Origin of the sequence: Streptomyces sp. NPDC052036 (genome assembly GCF_040680495.1) — a bacterium.
Lineage (GTDB): Bacteria > Actinomycetota > Actinomycetes > Streptomycetales > Streptomycetaceae > Streptomyces.
Genome location: NZ_JBFAWW010000010.1, coordinates 1 through 15,800, shown reverse-complemented (window position 1 = coordinate 15,800; position 15,800 = coordinate 1). Strand labels below are relative to the sequence as shown.

The window sequence follows — 15,800 nt, the reverse complement described above, 5'->3', positions numbered from 1 at the left end:
AGGGGGAGGTGGTTGCTATGGCAAATCTCAGCATCGGTGGTTCTGGAGTGTCAAGGCTGGGGAAACCTGCCCGTCACCGTCCACCAACGTTCTCGAAATGTGGGCGATTGCGCGAGGGGGGCAGGTTAAGCAGATCGAAAGGTACGGCCTCCTAGCTTCGGCACCGTGAGTGGTCTGCGGTCGCGGACCCCCGCCGCCTTGGAGGTAGGAAGTCATGGAACGCTTCGCCGCATTCGTGATGCGGCACCGCATCTGGGTGGCGCTCGTCTGGGTCGCCATCACGGTCGTCGGCGTCCTGATGGCGCCGCAGGTGTCCGGCCGGCTCAAGAGCGGCACGACCATCAGCGCGGCCAGCTACACCGCCAACAAGTCCCTGGCGCAGCACTACGGCGGCGTCGCGGCCAATCCGAGCGTCCTAGTGGTGGACCTGCCCGCCGGCACCACCGTCGACAGCCCGGCGGCCAGGGCCGGTCTCGCCGCCGCCGACAAAGTCGCCGCGAGCGTTCCGGGCGTGAGCGACCTGTCCTACGCCAACACCGGCGACAAGGCCCTAGTTGGCACGGGCGGCACCTCGACCCTGGTCATGGTCTACCCGCCCGCCATGGGCAACCCCGTCCCGCAGCAGGTCACGGACGCCATGGGCGCGGCCATCACCAAGGCGGTGCCCGGCGCGCACACCCAGACCACGGGCATCGAACAGCTCGGCAACGGCGGCACCAGCTCCAGCGGCAGCGTACTGAGCGAGATCCTCGTCGGCATCGGCCTCGCCCTCATCGTGCTCGCCTGGGTCTTCGGCTCCGCGCTCGCGATCCTGCCGCTCATCTCCGCGATCGTCTCCGTGCTCACCATGCAGCTCGCGATCTACGGCCTCACCTACGCCACCAGCATCGCGATCAACCCCTCGGTCCAGTTCATCGTCGCCCTGCTGGGCCTGGGCCTGTCCGTCGACTACGCCCTCCTGCTGGTCAACCGCTGGCGCGAGGAACGCGACAACGGCGCCGACAACAAGGACGCCGTCATCGCCTCGCTGAAGAAGGCCGGCCACTCCGTCGCCTTCAGCGCCCTGATCGCCTCCCTCGGCCTGTTCGCCCTCACCGTCATCCCCGTCTCCTTCATCCAGGGCGTCGGCCTGTCCGGGCTGTTCATCCCCTCCATCGCCGCCCTCGTCGCCCTCACCACCGTCCCGCTCCTGCTCTCCGCCATCGGCCCCCGCCTGGACAAGATCCGACTGCGCAAGCGCAAGAACGTCGGCGCCCCCAGCCGCAGGTGGACCCGCAGTGCGCAGCAGATCGTCAAGCGGCCCAAGACCGCCGCCGCCGTCGGTGCCGCCATCCTCGGCGTGCTCTGCGCCTTCGGCGCCACCATCAACATGAACCAGCCCGCCGTCACATCGCTCGCTCCCAACGGACCCGCCGAACAGGCCCTGGTCCAGCTCCAGCACGACGGCTTCCCGACCGGGGTCCTCACCTCGGTGCCGATCGAGCTTCCCGCCGGCACCGACCCGGCCGCGACCGCCGCCACTCTGCGTTCGCTGCCCACCATGCACGGCGTCCTGGCCTCAGGTTCCCCGCAGTGGAACCGGGGCGGCACCTCGGTGATCATGGGGTTGCCCAACGCCCAGGTCGGCACCGCCCACGCCGGAACCACGGTGGCCGACCTGCGCGCCGCGGCCCCGCACAACGCCCTCATCGGCGGCGAGCAGACCCAGAACACCGACCTGACCCACATCCTCATGCAGTGGTTCCCGCTGCTGTTCGTCGTGGTCGCGCTGGTCACCTTCCTGCTGCTGGCCCGCGGCATGCGCTCGCTGCTGCTGCCCGCCAAGGCCGTCGCCCTCAACATCCTCTCCGTCGGTGCCGCCTACGGCGTCCTGGTGCTGATCTGGCAGCTCGGCTACGGCTCCAAGAGCCTGTGGGGAATCCCCGCCACCGGATCGATCAACCCACTCGTCCCGATGCTCCTGTTCGGCTTCCTCTTCGGGGTCTCCATGGACTACGAGGTGTTCATCCTCGCCCGCGTCCGCGAGGCCTTCGACCGCACCGGCGACACCAACGGCGCCGTCGTCGAGGGGATCGCCCGCACCGGACGCCTGGTCACCAGCGCGGCTCTCATCCTCTTCCTGGCCCTGGCGTCCCTGTCCTCCGCGCCCGACGTCACGATCAAGATGATGGCCACCGGCATGGCCGCCGGCGTGCTGATCGACGCCCTGGTCGTACGCACCCTGCTCACCCCGGCACTGGTGGTCCTGTTCGGCAAGGCCAACTGGTACCTGCCCACCTGGGCCGCCCGCCTGCTACGGGTCCAGCCCTCCACCGCCGCCGACCACCGCGACACCGACGGCGAGGACGGCGACGGCACCGACGAGCAGCTCACCACCGCCTCCCTGCGGGCCGTGCGCCCCTGACAGATCAGGCAGGGCCCCCAGGCGCCGAACCCCCCGGCACCCCCCTGGGGGCCCGCCCCGCCGCTCCCTGCAGCTCCAGCCAGCGGTCCGCCCAGCTCAGCGCCGCTCCCCAAGGCCAAGAACGTGAGATGAACCTGCGCCGCACCCTGCAACTCACCGCCGTCGGCGTCACCCTCGCCGGCCTCGCCGCCGCCTTCGCGACCGACGCCGTCGTCGCCCACACCGCCGAGCAGCGCATCAGCCGCGCCATCCAGTGTGGCCTCAACCCCACCGGGCCCGTCACCGCCCAGCTGAGCGACACCTTCGCCGGCCTGGACACCCTGAGCGGTACCCTCGGCACCGTCCACGTCACCGCCAACGGGGTCCGCAAGGCCGGCACCGACATGAACATCGACGCGGTCCTGCACGGTGTCACCACCGGCGGCGCCACCACCGGCGGCACCGCGACCGCCACGATCCCCTACCCGGCGCTGCGCCAACACCTGGGCAGCGCCTCCACGTTCGTCACCTTCGGCACCGACGGAACCGACCTGGTCCTGGCCGGCACCCTCGGAGGCCTCGGACTGCCCGTGAACGTCGCCACCACCGTCACCACCACCGGCGACACGATCACCATCACCCCCACCTCCGTGACCGTCCTCGGACAGCAGCTCCCCGTCAGCGCCCTCACCTCGATGCCCGGCGGCTCCGGCCTGGCCGGCAGCCTCAAGCCCTACACCGTGCATCTGCCCGGTCTGCCGGCCGGAGCTCAGCTGACGACGGCCCACCCCGACCAGACAGGCCTGGCCCTCCAACTCGCCATCCCCGCGACCGGCCACCTCACCGGCGTCAGCGGACAAGGCTCCGGTAAGAGCCGAAGCGGTGCGTCCGGCCCGGGCTGCGCCGCTAGTGCGAAGGTGTAGCCATGCGGATCCTCGTGGTCGAAGACGACAAAACCATCGGCGCGTCCCTGACCTGGGGGCTGCAGGCCGAGGGCTACACGGTCGTGCTGGTCGCCGACGGGAACGAAGGCCTGTGGCAGGCCACCGAGCACCCTTTCGACCTGATCATCCTCGACGTCATGCTTCCCGGCCTGGACGGCTACCAGATCACCACCCGTTTGCGTGAGGCGGGCAACTGGACGCCGATCCTCATGCTCACCGCCATGGACGCCGCCCTCGACCAGGCCGAGGGCCTCGACCTCGGCGCGGATGTCTACCTCACCAAGCCGTTCGAGTACCCGGTCCTGCTCGCCAACATGCGGGCCCTGCTGCGCGGCCGCGCCCAGCAGCGCCCCGCCGAACTGCGCGCGGGCGACCTGGTGATGGACCCGGCCACCCGCCGCGTCCGACGCGCGGACACGGACATCGCCCTCACCGCCGGCGAGGCCGCCGTGCTGGAGTACCTGCTGCGCGCCGACGGCCGAGCGGTGTCCAAGACCGAACTGCTGCAACACTGCTGGGACGACTTCGGCAAGACCGACCCGGGCGTCGTCGAGGTCCGGATCCACCACCTGCGCCGCAAGATCGACCAGCCGTTCGGCACCCGCACCATCGCAACCGTCAGAGGGGCGGGGTACCGCATTGAACCGGTTCAGAGCTGAGCGCTCCTCGCTGCGACTTCGGCTGACCGCGCTGGCCGCAGCGGCGATCACCATCACCGTGGCGCTGGCCGTGGCCGTCCTGGCCGCCACGGTCGTGCAGGCCGTGCGCACCAACGTGCAGACGACCCTGTCCGCCTACGCCGACACCGTCGCCCGCAGCGACGTCAGCGGCATCTGGCCCACGCCGTTGCCACCGCCCCCCGGCGGCTTCAACGCCTGGGCCCAGGTCGTGGACCAGCACGGGCACGTGATCGCCTCCACCGCCAACGTGGCAGGTCAAGGCGCCCGCTACACCCTCCCCGCCGGCAGCACCACCCCTGTGCCCTCCCCCGGCCTGCCGGCCGCAGACGAACGCGTCATCGCGCAGCGCTACGTCGAGGGCGCCACTCCCGTCGTCATCTACGTCGGCGGCTCCACCGAACTGCTGTCCCTGCTCACCAGCGACATCCAAGGGCACCTGCTCTACGTCCTCCCGCTGGTCCTGATCGCCGCCGTCGGCGTCTCCTGGCTCGTGATCGGCCGCACCCTGCGACCGGTCGAGCGCATGCGCGCCGAAGCCGCCGAGATCACCGGCAGCGACCTGCACCGACGCATCCCCGAACCGGAGAGTGACGACGAGATCGCGCGCCTCGCGCGCACCCTGAACACGATGCTCGACCGGCTGGAGGCCTCCGCCGACCGGCAACGCCGGTTCGTCGCCGACGCCTCCCATGAACTGCGCACCCCGCTGACCGCGGTGCGCACCTCCCTCGAAGTGGGCCTGGCCCATCCCGACCGGGCCCCGTGGCCGGAGCTGGCAGCGCGCGCCGTCACCGAGACCACGCGCATGCAACGCCTGGTCGAGCAGCTTCTGCTCCTGGCCCGCTCCGACGCGAACACCCTCGTCGCCCGTCAGGAGCAGGTTGACCTGGCCACCCTCGCCCTGGGGCTCGCCGCCACATTCGACGGGCGCGTCCCGGTGGACGTCCACGGCGCCGAGCCCGTCGTGGTGACCGGTGATCCGGACCAGCTCGCGCGCCTGCTGGGCAACCTCATCGACAACGCCACCCGCTACGCCGTCGGCCGCGTCGAGGTCACGATCAGGCGCGCAGAGCAGACGACCGCGCTGGTGCAGGTCCGCGACGACGGCCCCGGCATCCCGCCCGCGGACCGCGAACGCGTCTTCGACCGATTCGTCCGGCTCCAGGCATCCCGGACCCGCACCGGTCAGGACTCCGGCGCGGGGCTCGGACTGTCCCTGGTCCGCGACATCGCCACCGCCCACGGCGGCACCGTCGCCGCCGCCGACCCGGGCCCCGCCGGCGGCGCCCTGCTCGAAGTTCGACTGCCAGCCACCGGCGCCTGACCCGCCATCGGGCAGGCGCGGCGACTCACCGCAGGCTGGCTGCCCGCAGTCGGCCACCCCGACACCGCGACCACCCGAAAGCCGCTGGTCATCGAGCTGCAGACCGGTTCACCACCACGCTCTTAGAACCCAAGCGCCCGCTACCGGTCCACTTTTCAGCCGTCGCCGACAGTGCATGACCTGACCCGCGGATCTGATGCATCACGCCGCGACCGGCACCACGCCTCCCCTGGATCCCGACCGGATCTCCTTCCGCACCGCGCAGCGGCTGGTCCGAAGGGACCTGTCCCCGCTGCTTCCCCCTGTGACCAGCGCAGGCGTGTCGAACAGGCCGCCTCGAAGCTCGCCGCCCGGAGCGCTGGCAACAGGTCCACCAGCTCCTCGATGCCGGTGTCGGCCTGCTGGAACGCTCCCGCCGCCTGGGTCTCGCATTGAATACCGTCAAGCGCTGCGCCCGCCCCACCGAGCCCGAGCACATGGTGAGGGCACCCCTCTGCCGGCCCACCCTGGTCGACCCCTGTCGCGACCATCTGCGCCAACGCCGGGCCGAGGACCCCGCGGTGCCCGTCACCCATCTCCTGCGCGAGATCAAGGAAATGGGCTACGCCGGCAGCGCGAACCTCCTGGTCCGGTACATCAACCAGGGCCGGGCCGAGGCCGACCACGTCAGCCTCTCCCCGCGCAAGGCCGCCCGCCTTCTACTGATCGATCCCGCCCGCTTGCGCAAGGACCAGCAAGTGCTGCGTGACCAGCTCGCCGGACCCTGCCCGGAGATGACGACCCTGGCAGACGCGGTGGGCGACTTCGCCGCTCTGCTCACCCCGGCACCGGCCAACGCCGAGGCGCTGGCCGACTGGATTACCAGGGTCGGGGCAGCTGACCTGCCGTTCCCACCCGCCTACGCCACCGGACTCGAGCGCGACCGCACCGGCGTCGACGCGGCTCTCACCCTGCCCTGGCCCCACGGTCGCACCGAGGGCGCCAACAACAAGATCAAGCTGCTCAAGCGGCAGACCTACGGTCGCGCCGGACACCGCCTCCTACGCCAGCGCATTCTCCTCAGCCGACCCAGAGCCCAGCGCGATCACCTGCTACGAAAATCTTGTAAGACCCGATGACCGTACAGTCCCAGCAGCTACGCCGCTGTGGCGTTGACGCCCGTTGAGGTCGCGCTCATGGGCATATCTGTGGCGGAAGGATCCGACAGCGATGGTGCGGTCGGTGGTGATGTCGCGGATGACCAGATTTGTTTTCTCCTCCATCGGATCGTCAGGATTATGCACGGTGCGCAGGCGAACGCGGAGTCTCGCATCGAGATCGGCGTTGCCGAGGTAGCAGATGCGGGCGTCCCGGATGGTCCGCTTGATGAAGGACTTCCCACTGCGTCCCAGCGAAGACCACTGCTTCAGCATCGCACGTTCCGCGATGGAGAAGAACGACGCAAAGTAGAGCAAGCCGACGCCGTTCACATCATGCGTGACGTCGACAGTGTGGTCGACGACGAGCTCGGGGGCGAGGAGTGGCCAGTAGCCGGTGTCCGGGTCGAAGAATTCCTCGTCCTGGCGCGCTCCCTTGCACAGCATGCGCGGCGAATGGGCCTCAGGGAAAGGAGGGAGCAGGGTGTGGTCGAAACCCAGCGGCACGGAACGCATGAGACCAACGTTGGTATGGTCGCCACCGCGGGTGACCCAGAGATTGAGGTTCTCGACATAGATGGAGTCGTCTCTGGGCCGCGTGTACGCCTCCTCCAGGTCGAAGGGCTCGGTGGCAAGAGGCTCCGAGAAGTCGGCGACGCGCCGCAGGCGGTGGATGGTCAGGACGGATCGGCGGCCGGCACCGAAGACCCGGGTCTGGACCTCGAGTCGGTCACCGAAGGTGAGCTGCTTGGGGTGGAAGTCGCCGCTCGAGGTCAGCCGGAAGTAGTAGAAGGAGAGATACGCTGGCCTCCCCTTGGCATCGCGTGCGTTGGATACATCGAGCCCACAGGCGTCGCTCACGCTCTGCCAGGTCCAGTCGCCGATGCGTCCGATAATCGCCTGGGTGGGACCGCACATTCCCGGCTGCACAGTCACGTGCCGCTGCAGGACCGCCGGGGCGATGTGTTGGATGCGATCATTCATGGTCTACTCGCGGGGTCGCGCGGAATGCTGAGAGCGCAGGGCTGAGTACTGGTGCGCGGAGGAATTCATCCGTGAGGCCGAATCCGCTGACGAGGAGTTGCGCGTCGGGGAGGAGCAGGCTGCACAGGCGCTCGATCAGTGCAGGGATGCGGTCGGCCTGGTCAGGAGTGATCAGGCCGTGGGTGAGGTACCAGGCCGCATGCTGACGGGTGACATCGAGCGCGTAGATCGACGCGAGCAGTCGCAGCGCCCACCTCACACGGGGAGCGCGGATGTGCGGGAGGACCTCGGCGAAGGACTGGAGTGCAACCGATTTGCCGTGATCATGCGCCAGGTCCACCGCGACGTTGATATGCGCGTTCCAGGCTGAGAAGACGGTGGCCCCGTTGCGTATCTCGCGGCGCATGGAGTGGGTGGCGCGTTGGCCGACCACGGCGTCTCGGTGGCGCAGCAGCGCGAGGTGGTAATACGGGTCGGTCAGGCCGGAGTGACCAGTGGGTGGTGCGGGACGGGGATGAGGCCCCGGATCGGCCATGAGTTTGCCGCCCGCCTTGGCGAGCAGGGGAAGGTTGTCGCCCTCGGCGGTGACCACGCCCTGAGCCATGGCGATGTACTCGGCGATGTGATTGGCGGCGAACATGCCCTGCGCGCCGATGCGCTCGCGGCATGTGGTGAGGACATCGGTGATGGTCCAACTGGTGACCGCTTTTGCGATCGCGATGAGTTGTTTGGTCTGCTCGTCTTCCGGCGACCGCAAGAAGGCACGCTTCGTGTGGTTGATGAGGAACGTCATGGCGTAGACGTGGGCGAGCGCGCGAAAGAGCGCGGTCTGCTGGCTGCGGTAGGCCAGGACAGGCACATCGTCCCGGGCGGGGGCGAAGGTGTGCCGGCGGAAGCCGTGCTCCACGGCTGTGTACACGCTCGCCCGGCCAGCCGCGACCAGAGCACTGGACAGGCACAGGCGGCCGGCGTGCACGCGTTCGAGGGCCGCGAAGAGCCGTCGGCGCCGCCCGCGCATGCTGCTGACGAACTCCCCCTTGGGGGTGAGGTGGCCCATGGTTCCACCGAGGAAGTTGCGCCTGGGCACTCGGACGTGGTCGAACCAGGTGACGCCGTTGTCCAACGCGAGACCAGACTTCTCTGGCAGGGCGGACGCCCGCACCTGAGGGAGCAGTCCGTGTTCGTCGCTGATGCGAATGATAAAAGGGAAGATCCCCTGATCGGTGCCATCGATCATGAGGCGGGCCATCACCACGGCCAGCTTGGGGATGTTTGGAATACCTGTGAACGGCATGAACTTCTGCGCTTGGGGGTGAGGCGTGTTTATAACGAACTCATCGGTGGCGCGGTCGTACTCGGCTCGCGTCTGCAGTGCTGCCGCGTTGTTGCCCCAGCCCAACTCGGTGACCATGAACATGCCGATTGTTCGCATCGAGGACAGTTCGTCAATGTAGTCCTGAAGGTCGTCCCGTCCTCGGCCATGCTCAAGGATGGTGGCCAGGCAGAGGTTGTAGTGCACCGTCAGCAGCGGCAACGTGGTTGTGTCCATGAGTGCCGGCCATTCGCTCAGCGCGAACAGCCGTCGCGCGTCGCGGATGACTTCCTGGGCGCATCCGGCGTGCTGGTGTATCAGCCGTATGCGCTCATAGGCGAGGCGGCCCTGCTCTGTCATCGTCAGGCCGTCGCGCCGGTCGAAGAGTGGGTCGGCGACCGTCTCGCGGATCGGGCGATGGACAGTGTCGAAGTCGCCGTCGAACACCAGGTTGACGATTTCCTCGAGCTCTTTCTCACCGAAAGGAAGGGCAAGACTCTGTTCGAGATGTCGTTCCATCTCATGGGTCCTTTCAGATGTCCGCACGCGGACGTCAGGTGGCGAACAGCAGGCTGACGTTGTGGCCGCCGAAACCAGCGCTGTTGCTGAGCGCATAGGTGAGCTCCACTTGTCGCGGGGATCCGGCGACGACGTCGAGCCGGATCTGCGGATCCAGCTCGACGAGGTTCACGGTGGGGGGAATCCTCTGGTGAGCAAGGCTCAGTACCGTGTACGCGGCTTCGATCGCTCCGGCTGCGCCCAAGGTGTGCCCCGTGACACCCTTCGTCGACGTGACCGCAACCGCCTCCGAGCCGAGGCGGGCGATGGCGCGCGCTTCGGTCAGATCATTGAGCGGGGTGGAGGTGCCATGGGCGTTCACAAGCTGTATCCGCTGCGGAGGTATCCGGGCATCATCACAGGCGCGGCGCATGGCTTGCTCGATTCCACGCCCGTCGGGGTGAGGAGCAGTGACGTGGTTGGCATCGGATGATGCTCCGTAGCCCAGCAGTCGGGCGTGGACCCGTGCGCGGCGCGCTCGAGCGTCCTCCAGGCGTTCGAGGATCAAGATGCCTGCGCCTTCGCCTATCACAAAGCCGCCCCGCGCCCTGTCGAAGGGACGGGACGCCTGCTCGGGCGGGAGATCTCCGGTGTACAGCGCGCCCATTCGGGCGAAGCCCGCCACAAAGGTGGGAGTGATCGCCGCCTCCGTACCGCCGGCGATGGCGATGTCACACGCGCCGGAGAGCAGGAGGTCTCTTGCGACCCCGATAGCCGTCGCGCCCGAAGCGCAGGCTGTGGAGGTCACCAGGTTGGGCCCGGTGGCCCCGTAGTCGATTGCGAGACGCCCTGCCACCATATTGCCCAGTGCCATCGGGTGGAAGAGGGCGGAGACACCTTTGCTTCCCTTGTCCAGGAAGCGTTCATGTTGGGCTTCCGACGTGGAGACCCCACCGGCGGCCGAACCAATGACGATGGCCACCCGGTCCCCGTCCCAGCAGGCGGGATCCAGCCCCGCATCGGCGACCGCCTCCCTCGCCGCCATCAGGGCGAGCTGGACGAAGCGGTCGGTGCGCCATGCGTCGCGGGCGCCCACAGCCTCTGCCGGGTCGAAGTAGGGCACGCGGCAGGAGTACTCAACAGGCCCGCCCGCGAGTTCAGTGTCCTTTGCCGCTGTTCCGCCGCCGTTGCAGATACGTTCCCAGTTCACACCGGTCCCAATACCGGCTGGGGTCACGAGCCCCTGGCCCGTGACCGCAACTGTGCGGCTCGCTCTGGGACTGATGGTGTCTCGGGATTCAGTTGGTGTCACCCGTAGCTCCTCGACTTGTTGGGTGGTGCGTGAACCTCTCTTGGGAACCGGTAGCGGAATTACAGGCGTTGACGACAGAACGGCATGTGCCTCGGATGCGGCCTTGCGGGCCTGGATCGTGTTGTGGGCTGGCAAGGGCTGTCTCCGTAAGGACATCGCGGAACTGGCCGGGGTGTCCCCGCGGACGGTGTGCCGGACCAAGTCCGGTACAACAAGCACGGTCTGAGGGCCTGATGGAGAGGAAGCGGGGAGGCGCGAAGGACCAGCTGCCGCCGCTGGTCGGTCAGGAAGCCGAACGACCGCCATACTTGGTTGATCCTTGAGCTGCCGGCCGGGGTGAAGCGCAGGTGGAACCCGGGGTGCCTGGCGAGCCATGCCTTGATCGCCGGTGTCTCGTGGGTGCCGTGGTTGTAGCAGACCACATGGACGTCGAGGCATTCGGGCACGGTAGTGACGACGGCGGCCAGGAACTTCTTGAACTCCGTGGCGCGGTGCCGGCGGTCCGCCTCGCCCCCTGTCGGCGATGTTGAAGGCGGCAAACAAGGTGCGGGTGCCGTGCCGGACGTAGTCGTGGATGCGCCGCTCGGGCATCCCGGGCATCATCGGCAGAACCGGCTACGACCGATCCAGCGCCTGGACCCGGGACCTCTCAGTGACACAGAGGACCACCGCCTTCTCAGGCGGGTGATGGCAGGTCGACGACATCCACGACCTTCTCGACGAACAACGGGACGATGGAGAGCTCGAGGTGTCCAGAGCATCCCAGCCACCCGGCAGCAGCGGCGTTTGACTTGCCGTCGGCGCACACCGGCGCGATCTTGCACCGCAACGCCAGAGCCTGTGATGACTTCACCCGACGCGCCACCCGGTCGGCGTCGTCCGCTCATCGTCGGTCACTATCAGGCCTTCGGCCGACCCATCCCCGCCACAGGGGCCAATTTGCCTGGCGAATTTTAGGTTCAGGACACCAGATAGCGTTCGAGGACCTTGGCTACATCGGCGAGGGCGGACTCCTTGCGCACAGCGCCTTCTTCGATGGATATGCCATACTCGGAGTCGAGGATATCTGTCAGCTCCACCAGGGCGAGCGAGTCTATGTCAAGGTTCTCGAACGTGGCATCCGGACTCACATCGTCAGGAGACACACCCAACTTTGTGGTAAGCAGAACAACGAGCCGCTCATAAACCGCGCTCACTTGCATCTCCTTAGCATGAGAGCTGATCTTGGACATCATGATGACAGGCCGTCCAGCCTGCTACGACCCCCTCATTTGTAGACATGGGTGAAGCCCCATTTTGGGAACTATTTAGCCTCGATCTTGCGTGAGGGTCCGGGCCAGTGCTTCGCGAAGCGGAGGATGCGGCGTCGTCCGGTGGTGACGAGTTGCGCGGCGGCGGAGAAAAGGTGAAGTTGCGGGCGGCGGGGCTCCCACAGGCGGACTTGGCCGGCGAGGGCGAGCAGGGGCATCCAGGCCAGCACGTCGAGGGCGATCTGGATGATCTCCAGCCAGACCTCGTTCTGTGCGGCTTCGTGACAGGGGGAGGTTGCGCAGGCCGGTGGAGCGGGCGGCGCGGATGCGGTCCTCGGCGCGGGCCCGCTGCGGTGCCGCAGCTCCAGCTCGGCGATCGGGGTGTGCTGGGTGCTGGTGGCGAAGCAGACACCTCAGGGTTCTAACTCGTCAAGCGGCGGCGAGTTCGACGAGGAAGGCGGTTTGTTCGTCGAACAGCTTGCGGTGCTGGAGGCAGTGGTAGAGCTGGCCGAGCATGCGGTTGAAGAGGTTTCTCTGGGCGGCAGCGTGCCAGTCTCCGTGGTCGTCGCGACGTCTTCGGTAGTGGGCTTTGGCACCGAGTGAGGCGGTGATGGCGGAGAAGGCCCAGAGGTAGCCGGCGTGGTTGAGCCGGTCGTTCTTCACCCATCGCCGAGTGATGCTCGACTTCTTGCCGGAGGCCCTGGTGATGGGCGAGGAGCCAGCGTATGCCTTGAGACCGCGGGAGTCGGCGAACCGGGTGCGGTCGTCGCCGATCTCGGCCAGCACCCGGGCGCCGAGCTGGACGCCGAGGCCGGGGAAACTGAGGATGATCTCAGCATCCGGGTGCTGAGGGAACGTCTCCTCCACCGCCTTGGCCAGGTTGTCGGTGGCTGTGCAGGCGGCTTCAAGCTGGATCACGAGGGCGAGCATCTGCTGGCCGAGCGCGTCTTCGACTGTGGGTGGCTGGTGGGCCCACTCAGCGCGGAACACGTCGCGAAGCCGGTCGGCTTCGGTTGCGATGCCGCGTTGGCGGCCGGCTCGCTTGAGCGCGGCCTGCAGCTGCGTGCGCGTCAGGGAAGCGGCGCGGGATGGTGTCGGAGCCGCTTTGAGGACCTCAAGGGCCTCCGGGCGGCAGAGGCCGTTCTTCCAGGGCTCGAAGGCCGCCGGCGCGGCCGGGTAGTACTCGCGCAGCAGAGACCTGAGCTGGTTGGAGATCTGCTGGCGGTTCCAGGTGGCGTCCTGCTGGGCGCGGGCCAGGACGGTGATGGCGCGGGCCAGGTCGCTGTCCTGTGGCAGCGGCCGGTGGGCGTGCATGTCGGTGCGCAGGATGTTCGCCAGCACGAGGGCGTCGCCGGGGTCGGATTTCTTGCGCGAGACGCTGTGCCGGTCGCGGTAGCGGGCGGCGGCCGTCGGATTGATCGCGAACACCTTGCGCTTGCCCGTCCTGAGCACCGCGACCAGCAGGCCGCGGGAGGTCTCGATCGCGACCGGGATCGGGGTCTCGTCGGTGTCGCCATACTCGGCGAGCAGGTCCAGCAGGATCTTGTAGCCGGCCGCGTCATCGGTGATGTGGCGCTTGGCCAGTAACTGGCCGCTGTCGTCGACCAGAGCGACGTCATGTGTGCGTTCCGCCCAGTCGATACCGCAGTGAATCAAGATATTTCTCCCCATGGCGCAGATGTTCGTGCTGGTCACGAGCACATGTGGGCCACGCAGCGACCTAATCCCAGGACTCGGCACGAAGGCCGGTCCGCCACCTCAGTAGCCGTTCGTGGCACCAGCTCGTCCCACGGGCCTCGGTCTATGCGAGAACTCAGACAGCTCGGGCGTATCGAGAGGTCACCGTGCGACGGGCTCGCACCACCAACACCAACGAGTGATCAAGGCGGCAGTGTTGACGGTCACGAGGACGCAGAACGCCACCGATCTGCTTCGAGGCATCAACGCCTGGTCAGACGAAGGCATCCGCCCGGCGCCCACGTGACCGCCAACGCTCGGCGGCACTGCGGTGACCAGGATGTGCCGTGAAGCACCGCTCTCACAGAAGGCCTGTAGGACCGTGTTGGGGACAGGTGTCTTAACCCGACGTTGCCCGGCCACCGAGCACCGCTAATACCGGATTAGGTCAGGCGCAGGCCGTCGGCGTCGGCGTCGGTGAAGCGCAACTGCGTGCCGGGGTACGGGCGTTCCTTCCGTACGATCAGCCGCATTCCCTTGGGCCAGCCCTTGAGGCAGTCGCCGTCGAGCTCGGCGGCCCGGGCGCCGTCGCGGATCTCGCCGCCGGGCTCGACGGCCAGTGTCCAGGCCGATGCCGGGACCTTCAGGACTGCCTGGTGGATCGCATCGGCGATGGTCATGCCGACCGAGTAGGACAACCACCGGCCGCGGGCGGAAGGCCAGTCGATGAACTCGTGGGTGCCGCCGCCCGAGTCGGTGCGGATCAGCGTCTGCCGTCCGCGCCGGTACTTCTTCGGCAGCTGCGCCAACGCGAACCGGGCGGCTTCGATGTGGTCGGCGGCGATGTTGCTGCCCGCGTTCCCGGGCCGCAGCAGCCCGGCCACCGGCTCCCCGGAACCGCCCCGGCCGTGGTCGACAAACCCCATCAGCGGATGGTGCCCGTAGGTCTTCTTCCAGGTCGCGGCCGCGTCCCGTTTCTCGGAATGCGCTATTACCAGCACCCCGTCCAGGCCACAACCACCTGGCCGGCCGCGTCCGGTGCCGCGTCACCGGCCAACCTCCATACATGTTCACGGACGTGAGCGCGGCCCTGCCGCAGTGCGGTCAGCGCACGCATCCCGCCCGCTGCCAGTACGCCGATCAGCCGGGACACCGTCGGGTCGGAGGCCACCGGCCCGAACACCGCCAGCTCGGCCCGCAGCATGCCCACGTCTGTGAGGCAGTCGCCGCCGAGCGCTACCGCGATCGCCACATCCAGCAGGATCTTGCCCGGATCATGCACCGCCCGCGGCTTGTGCCATGGCTCAAGTGCGGCCGATATCCCCGCACGATGGGACTGATCTCCCGTGCGAGGTCTGCCAGGGACGATCCACTGCGCTGGTGCAGCCGCCATCGGCGGATCTGCGCCCGGCTGCGCTTGGCCGCCTCGTCGCTGATCGCCGGGTTGAAGCCGAAGAAGTAGCTCCCCGTCTTCGACCGGACTTTCCGCGAGCGGAACGTGTATCCGAGGAAGGTGAACGAGACGTGCTCGTACGAACCACGCCTCTTGCCGTCCTTGCAGTACACGATGCGGGTCTTGTCGGGGTGCAGCCGCAAGCCCCGCACTCGGCCAGCCGCTGGCCGATCGCCTGACGCACCTGGTGCGCCTCGGCCTCGGAGCGGCAGTGAACCACCATGTCATCGCAGGAGCGCTCGAACCCGGTGCCCGGGAAGACCCGGTCCATCCAGATGTCGAACGCGTAGTGCATGAACAGGTTCGCCAACGGGGGCGAGATCGCGGAGCCTTGGGGACTCCCGCGCTCTCTCACGGCCAACTCGCCACTCCTGTGCTGCAGCGGGGCCTTCAGCCAGCGCTCCACATACAGCAGAATCCACCGCTGGTCGGTGTGATGGGCCACCGCCTTGAGGACCAGGTCATGATCGAGGTTGTCGAAGAATCCCTGGATATCGATGTCGACCGTCCAGTCGGTCCTCCAGCACCGTTCCCGGCAGGCCGCGACCGCGTCCAGCGCGCTTCGGCGGGGCCGGTATCCATAGGAATCAGGGTGGAACAGCGGTTCCACCTCCGGTTCCAGGACCATGGCCGCCGCTGTCTGCGCGATTCTGTCCGCGACCGTCGGCACTCCGAGAACCCTGATCTTGCCCGCTCCCCCGGGCTTGGGGATCTCCACCATCCGCACCGGCGGCGGGAAGTAGCTGCCCGATGACATCCGATTCCACAGTTTGTGGAGGTTGCCCTGCAGGTCAGCCTCGAACTGCTCGATCGACTCGCCGTCGACCCCGGCCGCTCCCCCATTCGC

The 15,800-nt window shown here is 68.0% G+C and carries 11 protein-coding genes and 3 pseudogenes; 5 read left to right on the top strand and 9 right to left on the bottom strand.

The annotated features are described in order from the left end of the window. The first annotated feature begins 214 nt into the window (after positions 1–214). The 5 genes from AB0L95_RS16300 to AB0L95_RS16280 all read left to right on the top strand — a co-directional run bounded on the left by AB0L95_RS16300 (position 215) and on the right by AB0L95_RS16280 (position 6,449). Complete coding sequence (locus AB0L95_RS16300; RefSeq protein WP_365162290.1) at positions 215–2,404, top strand: MMPL family transporter; 2,190 nt, start codon at positions 215–217, stop codon at positions 2,402–2,404. Positions 2,405–2,532: 128 nt separating this feature from the next. Beyond that, positions 2,533–3,306: an LmeA family phospholipid-binding protein gene (locus AB0L95_RS16295; protein ID WP_365162288.1), complete on the top strand. Its 774-nt coding sequence runs from the start codon at positions 2,533–2,535 to the stop codon at positions 3,304–3,306. A 2-nt stretch (positions 3,307–3,308) separates the two neighbouring features. Then, positions 3,309–3,986: a response regulator transcription factor gene (locus AB0L95_RS16290; RefSeq protein WP_365162286.1), complete on the top strand. Its 678-nt coding sequence runs from the start codon at positions 3,309–3,311 to the stop codon at positions 3,984–3,986. Further along, positions 3,967–5,331, top strand: coding sequence for a HAMP domain-containing sensor histidine kinase (locus AB0L95_RS16285; protein WP_365162284.1), 1,365 nt, complete (start codon positions 3,967–3,969; stop codon positions 5,329–5,331). The genes AB0L95_RS16290 and AB0L95_RS16285 overlap by 20 nt, the downstream gene beginning before the upstream one ends. Before the next feature lie 431 nt (positions 5,332–5,762). Further along, entirely contained in the window at positions 5,763–6,449 is a 687-nt protein-coding gene (locus AB0L95_RS16280; RefSeq protein WP_365162282.1) for a transposase, read from the top strand. On the opposite strand, the gene AB0L95_RS16275 is transcribed toward AB0L95_RS16280, so the two are convergent. The 9 genes and pseudogenes from AB0L95_RS16275 to AB0L95_RS16235 form a co-directional block, all read right to left on the bottom strand. Further along, positions 6,423–7,451 (bottom strand): LnmK family bifunctional acyltransferase/decarboxylase, encoded by a 1,029-nt coding sequence (locus AB0L95_RS16275; protein WP_365162280.1) that lies wholly within the window; start codon positions 7,449–7,451, stop codon positions 6,423–6,425. The genes AB0L95_RS16280 and AB0L95_RS16275 overlap by 27 nt on opposite strands. Next, on the bottom strand, positions 7,444–9,282 hold the full coding sequence (locus tag AB0L95_RS16270; protein WP_365162278.1) for an acyl-CoA dehydrogenase: 1,839 nt from the start codon (positions 9,280–9,282) through the stop codon (positions 7,444–7,446). Before AB0L95_RS16270 ends, AB0L95_RS16275 begins: the two co-directional genes overlap by 8 nt. A 34-nt stretch (positions 9,283–9,316) precedes the next feature. Continuing rightward, on the bottom strand, positions 9,317–10,546 hold the full coding sequence (locus AB0L95_RS16265) for a beta-ketoacyl-[acyl-carrier-protein] synthase family protein (RefSeq protein ID WP_365162494.1): 1,230 nt from the start codon (positions 10,544–10,546) through the stop codon (positions 9,317–9,319). Between the two features lie 986 nt (positions 10,547–11,532). After that, positions 11,533–11,769 (bottom strand): acyl carrier protein, encoded by a 237-nt coding sequence (locus tag AB0L95_RS16260; protein WP_365162276.1) that lies wholly within the window; start codon positions 11,767–11,769, stop codon positions 11,533–11,535. Positions 11,770–11,876: 107 nt separating this feature from the next. Next, positions 11,877–12,230: pseudogene (locus AB0L95_RS16255) on the bottom strand (transposase); the annotation flags it as partial. A gap of 22 nt (positions 12,231–12,252) precedes the next feature. Next, positions 12,253–13,494, bottom strand: a complete 1,242-nt coding sequence (locus tag AB0L95_RS16250) for an IS110 family transposase (RefSeq protein WP_365162493.1) — start codon at positions 13,492–13,494, stop codon at positions 12,253–12,255. A 452-nt stretch (positions 13,495–13,946) separates the two neighbouring features. After that, positions 13,947–14,821: pseudogene (locus tag AB0L95_RS16245) on the bottom strand (transposase); the annotation flags it as partial. Further along, entirely contained in the window at positions 14,737–15,066 is a 330-nt protein-coding gene (locus AB0L95_RS16240; protein ID WP_365162492.1) for a group II intron maturase-specific domain-containing protein, read from the bottom strand. The gene AB0L95_RS16240 and the pseudogene AB0L95_RS16245, both read right to left, overlap by 85 nt. A gap of 92 nt (positions 15,067–15,158) precedes the next feature. Next, positions 15,159–15,674, bottom strand: a pseudogene (locus AB0L95_RS16235) (reverse transcriptase domain-containing protein); the annotation flags it as partial. Positions 15,675–15,800 lie beyond the last annotated feature (126 nt).

Bases quoted from the DNA above. Each gene is read 5' to 3' on its own strand.
- AB0L95_RS16300 (WP_365162290.1), top strand. From the start codon at position 215: ATGGAACGCTTCGCCGCATTCGTGATGCGGCACCGCATCTGGGTGGCG.
- AB0L95_RS16295 (WP_365162288.1), top strand. From the start codon at position 2,533: ATGAACCTGCGCCGCACCCTGCAACTCACCGCCGTCGGCGTCACCCTC.
- AB0L95_RS16290 (WP_365162286.1), top strand. From the start codon at position 3,309: ATGCGGATCCTCGTGGTCGAAGACGACAAAACCATCGGCGCGTCCCTG.
- AB0L95_RS16275 (WP_365162280.1), bottom strand. From the start codon at position 7,451: ATGAATGATCGCATCCAACACATCGCCCCGGCGGTCCTGCAGCGGCAC.
- AB0L95_RS16270 (WP_365162278.1), bottom strand. From the start codon at position 9,282: ATGGAACGACATCTCGAACAGAGTCTTGCCCTTCCTTTCGGTGAGAAA.
- AB0L95_RS16250 (WP_365162493.1), bottom strand. From the start codon at position 13,494: ATGGGGAGAAATATCTTGATTCACTGCGGTATCGACTGGGCGGAACGC.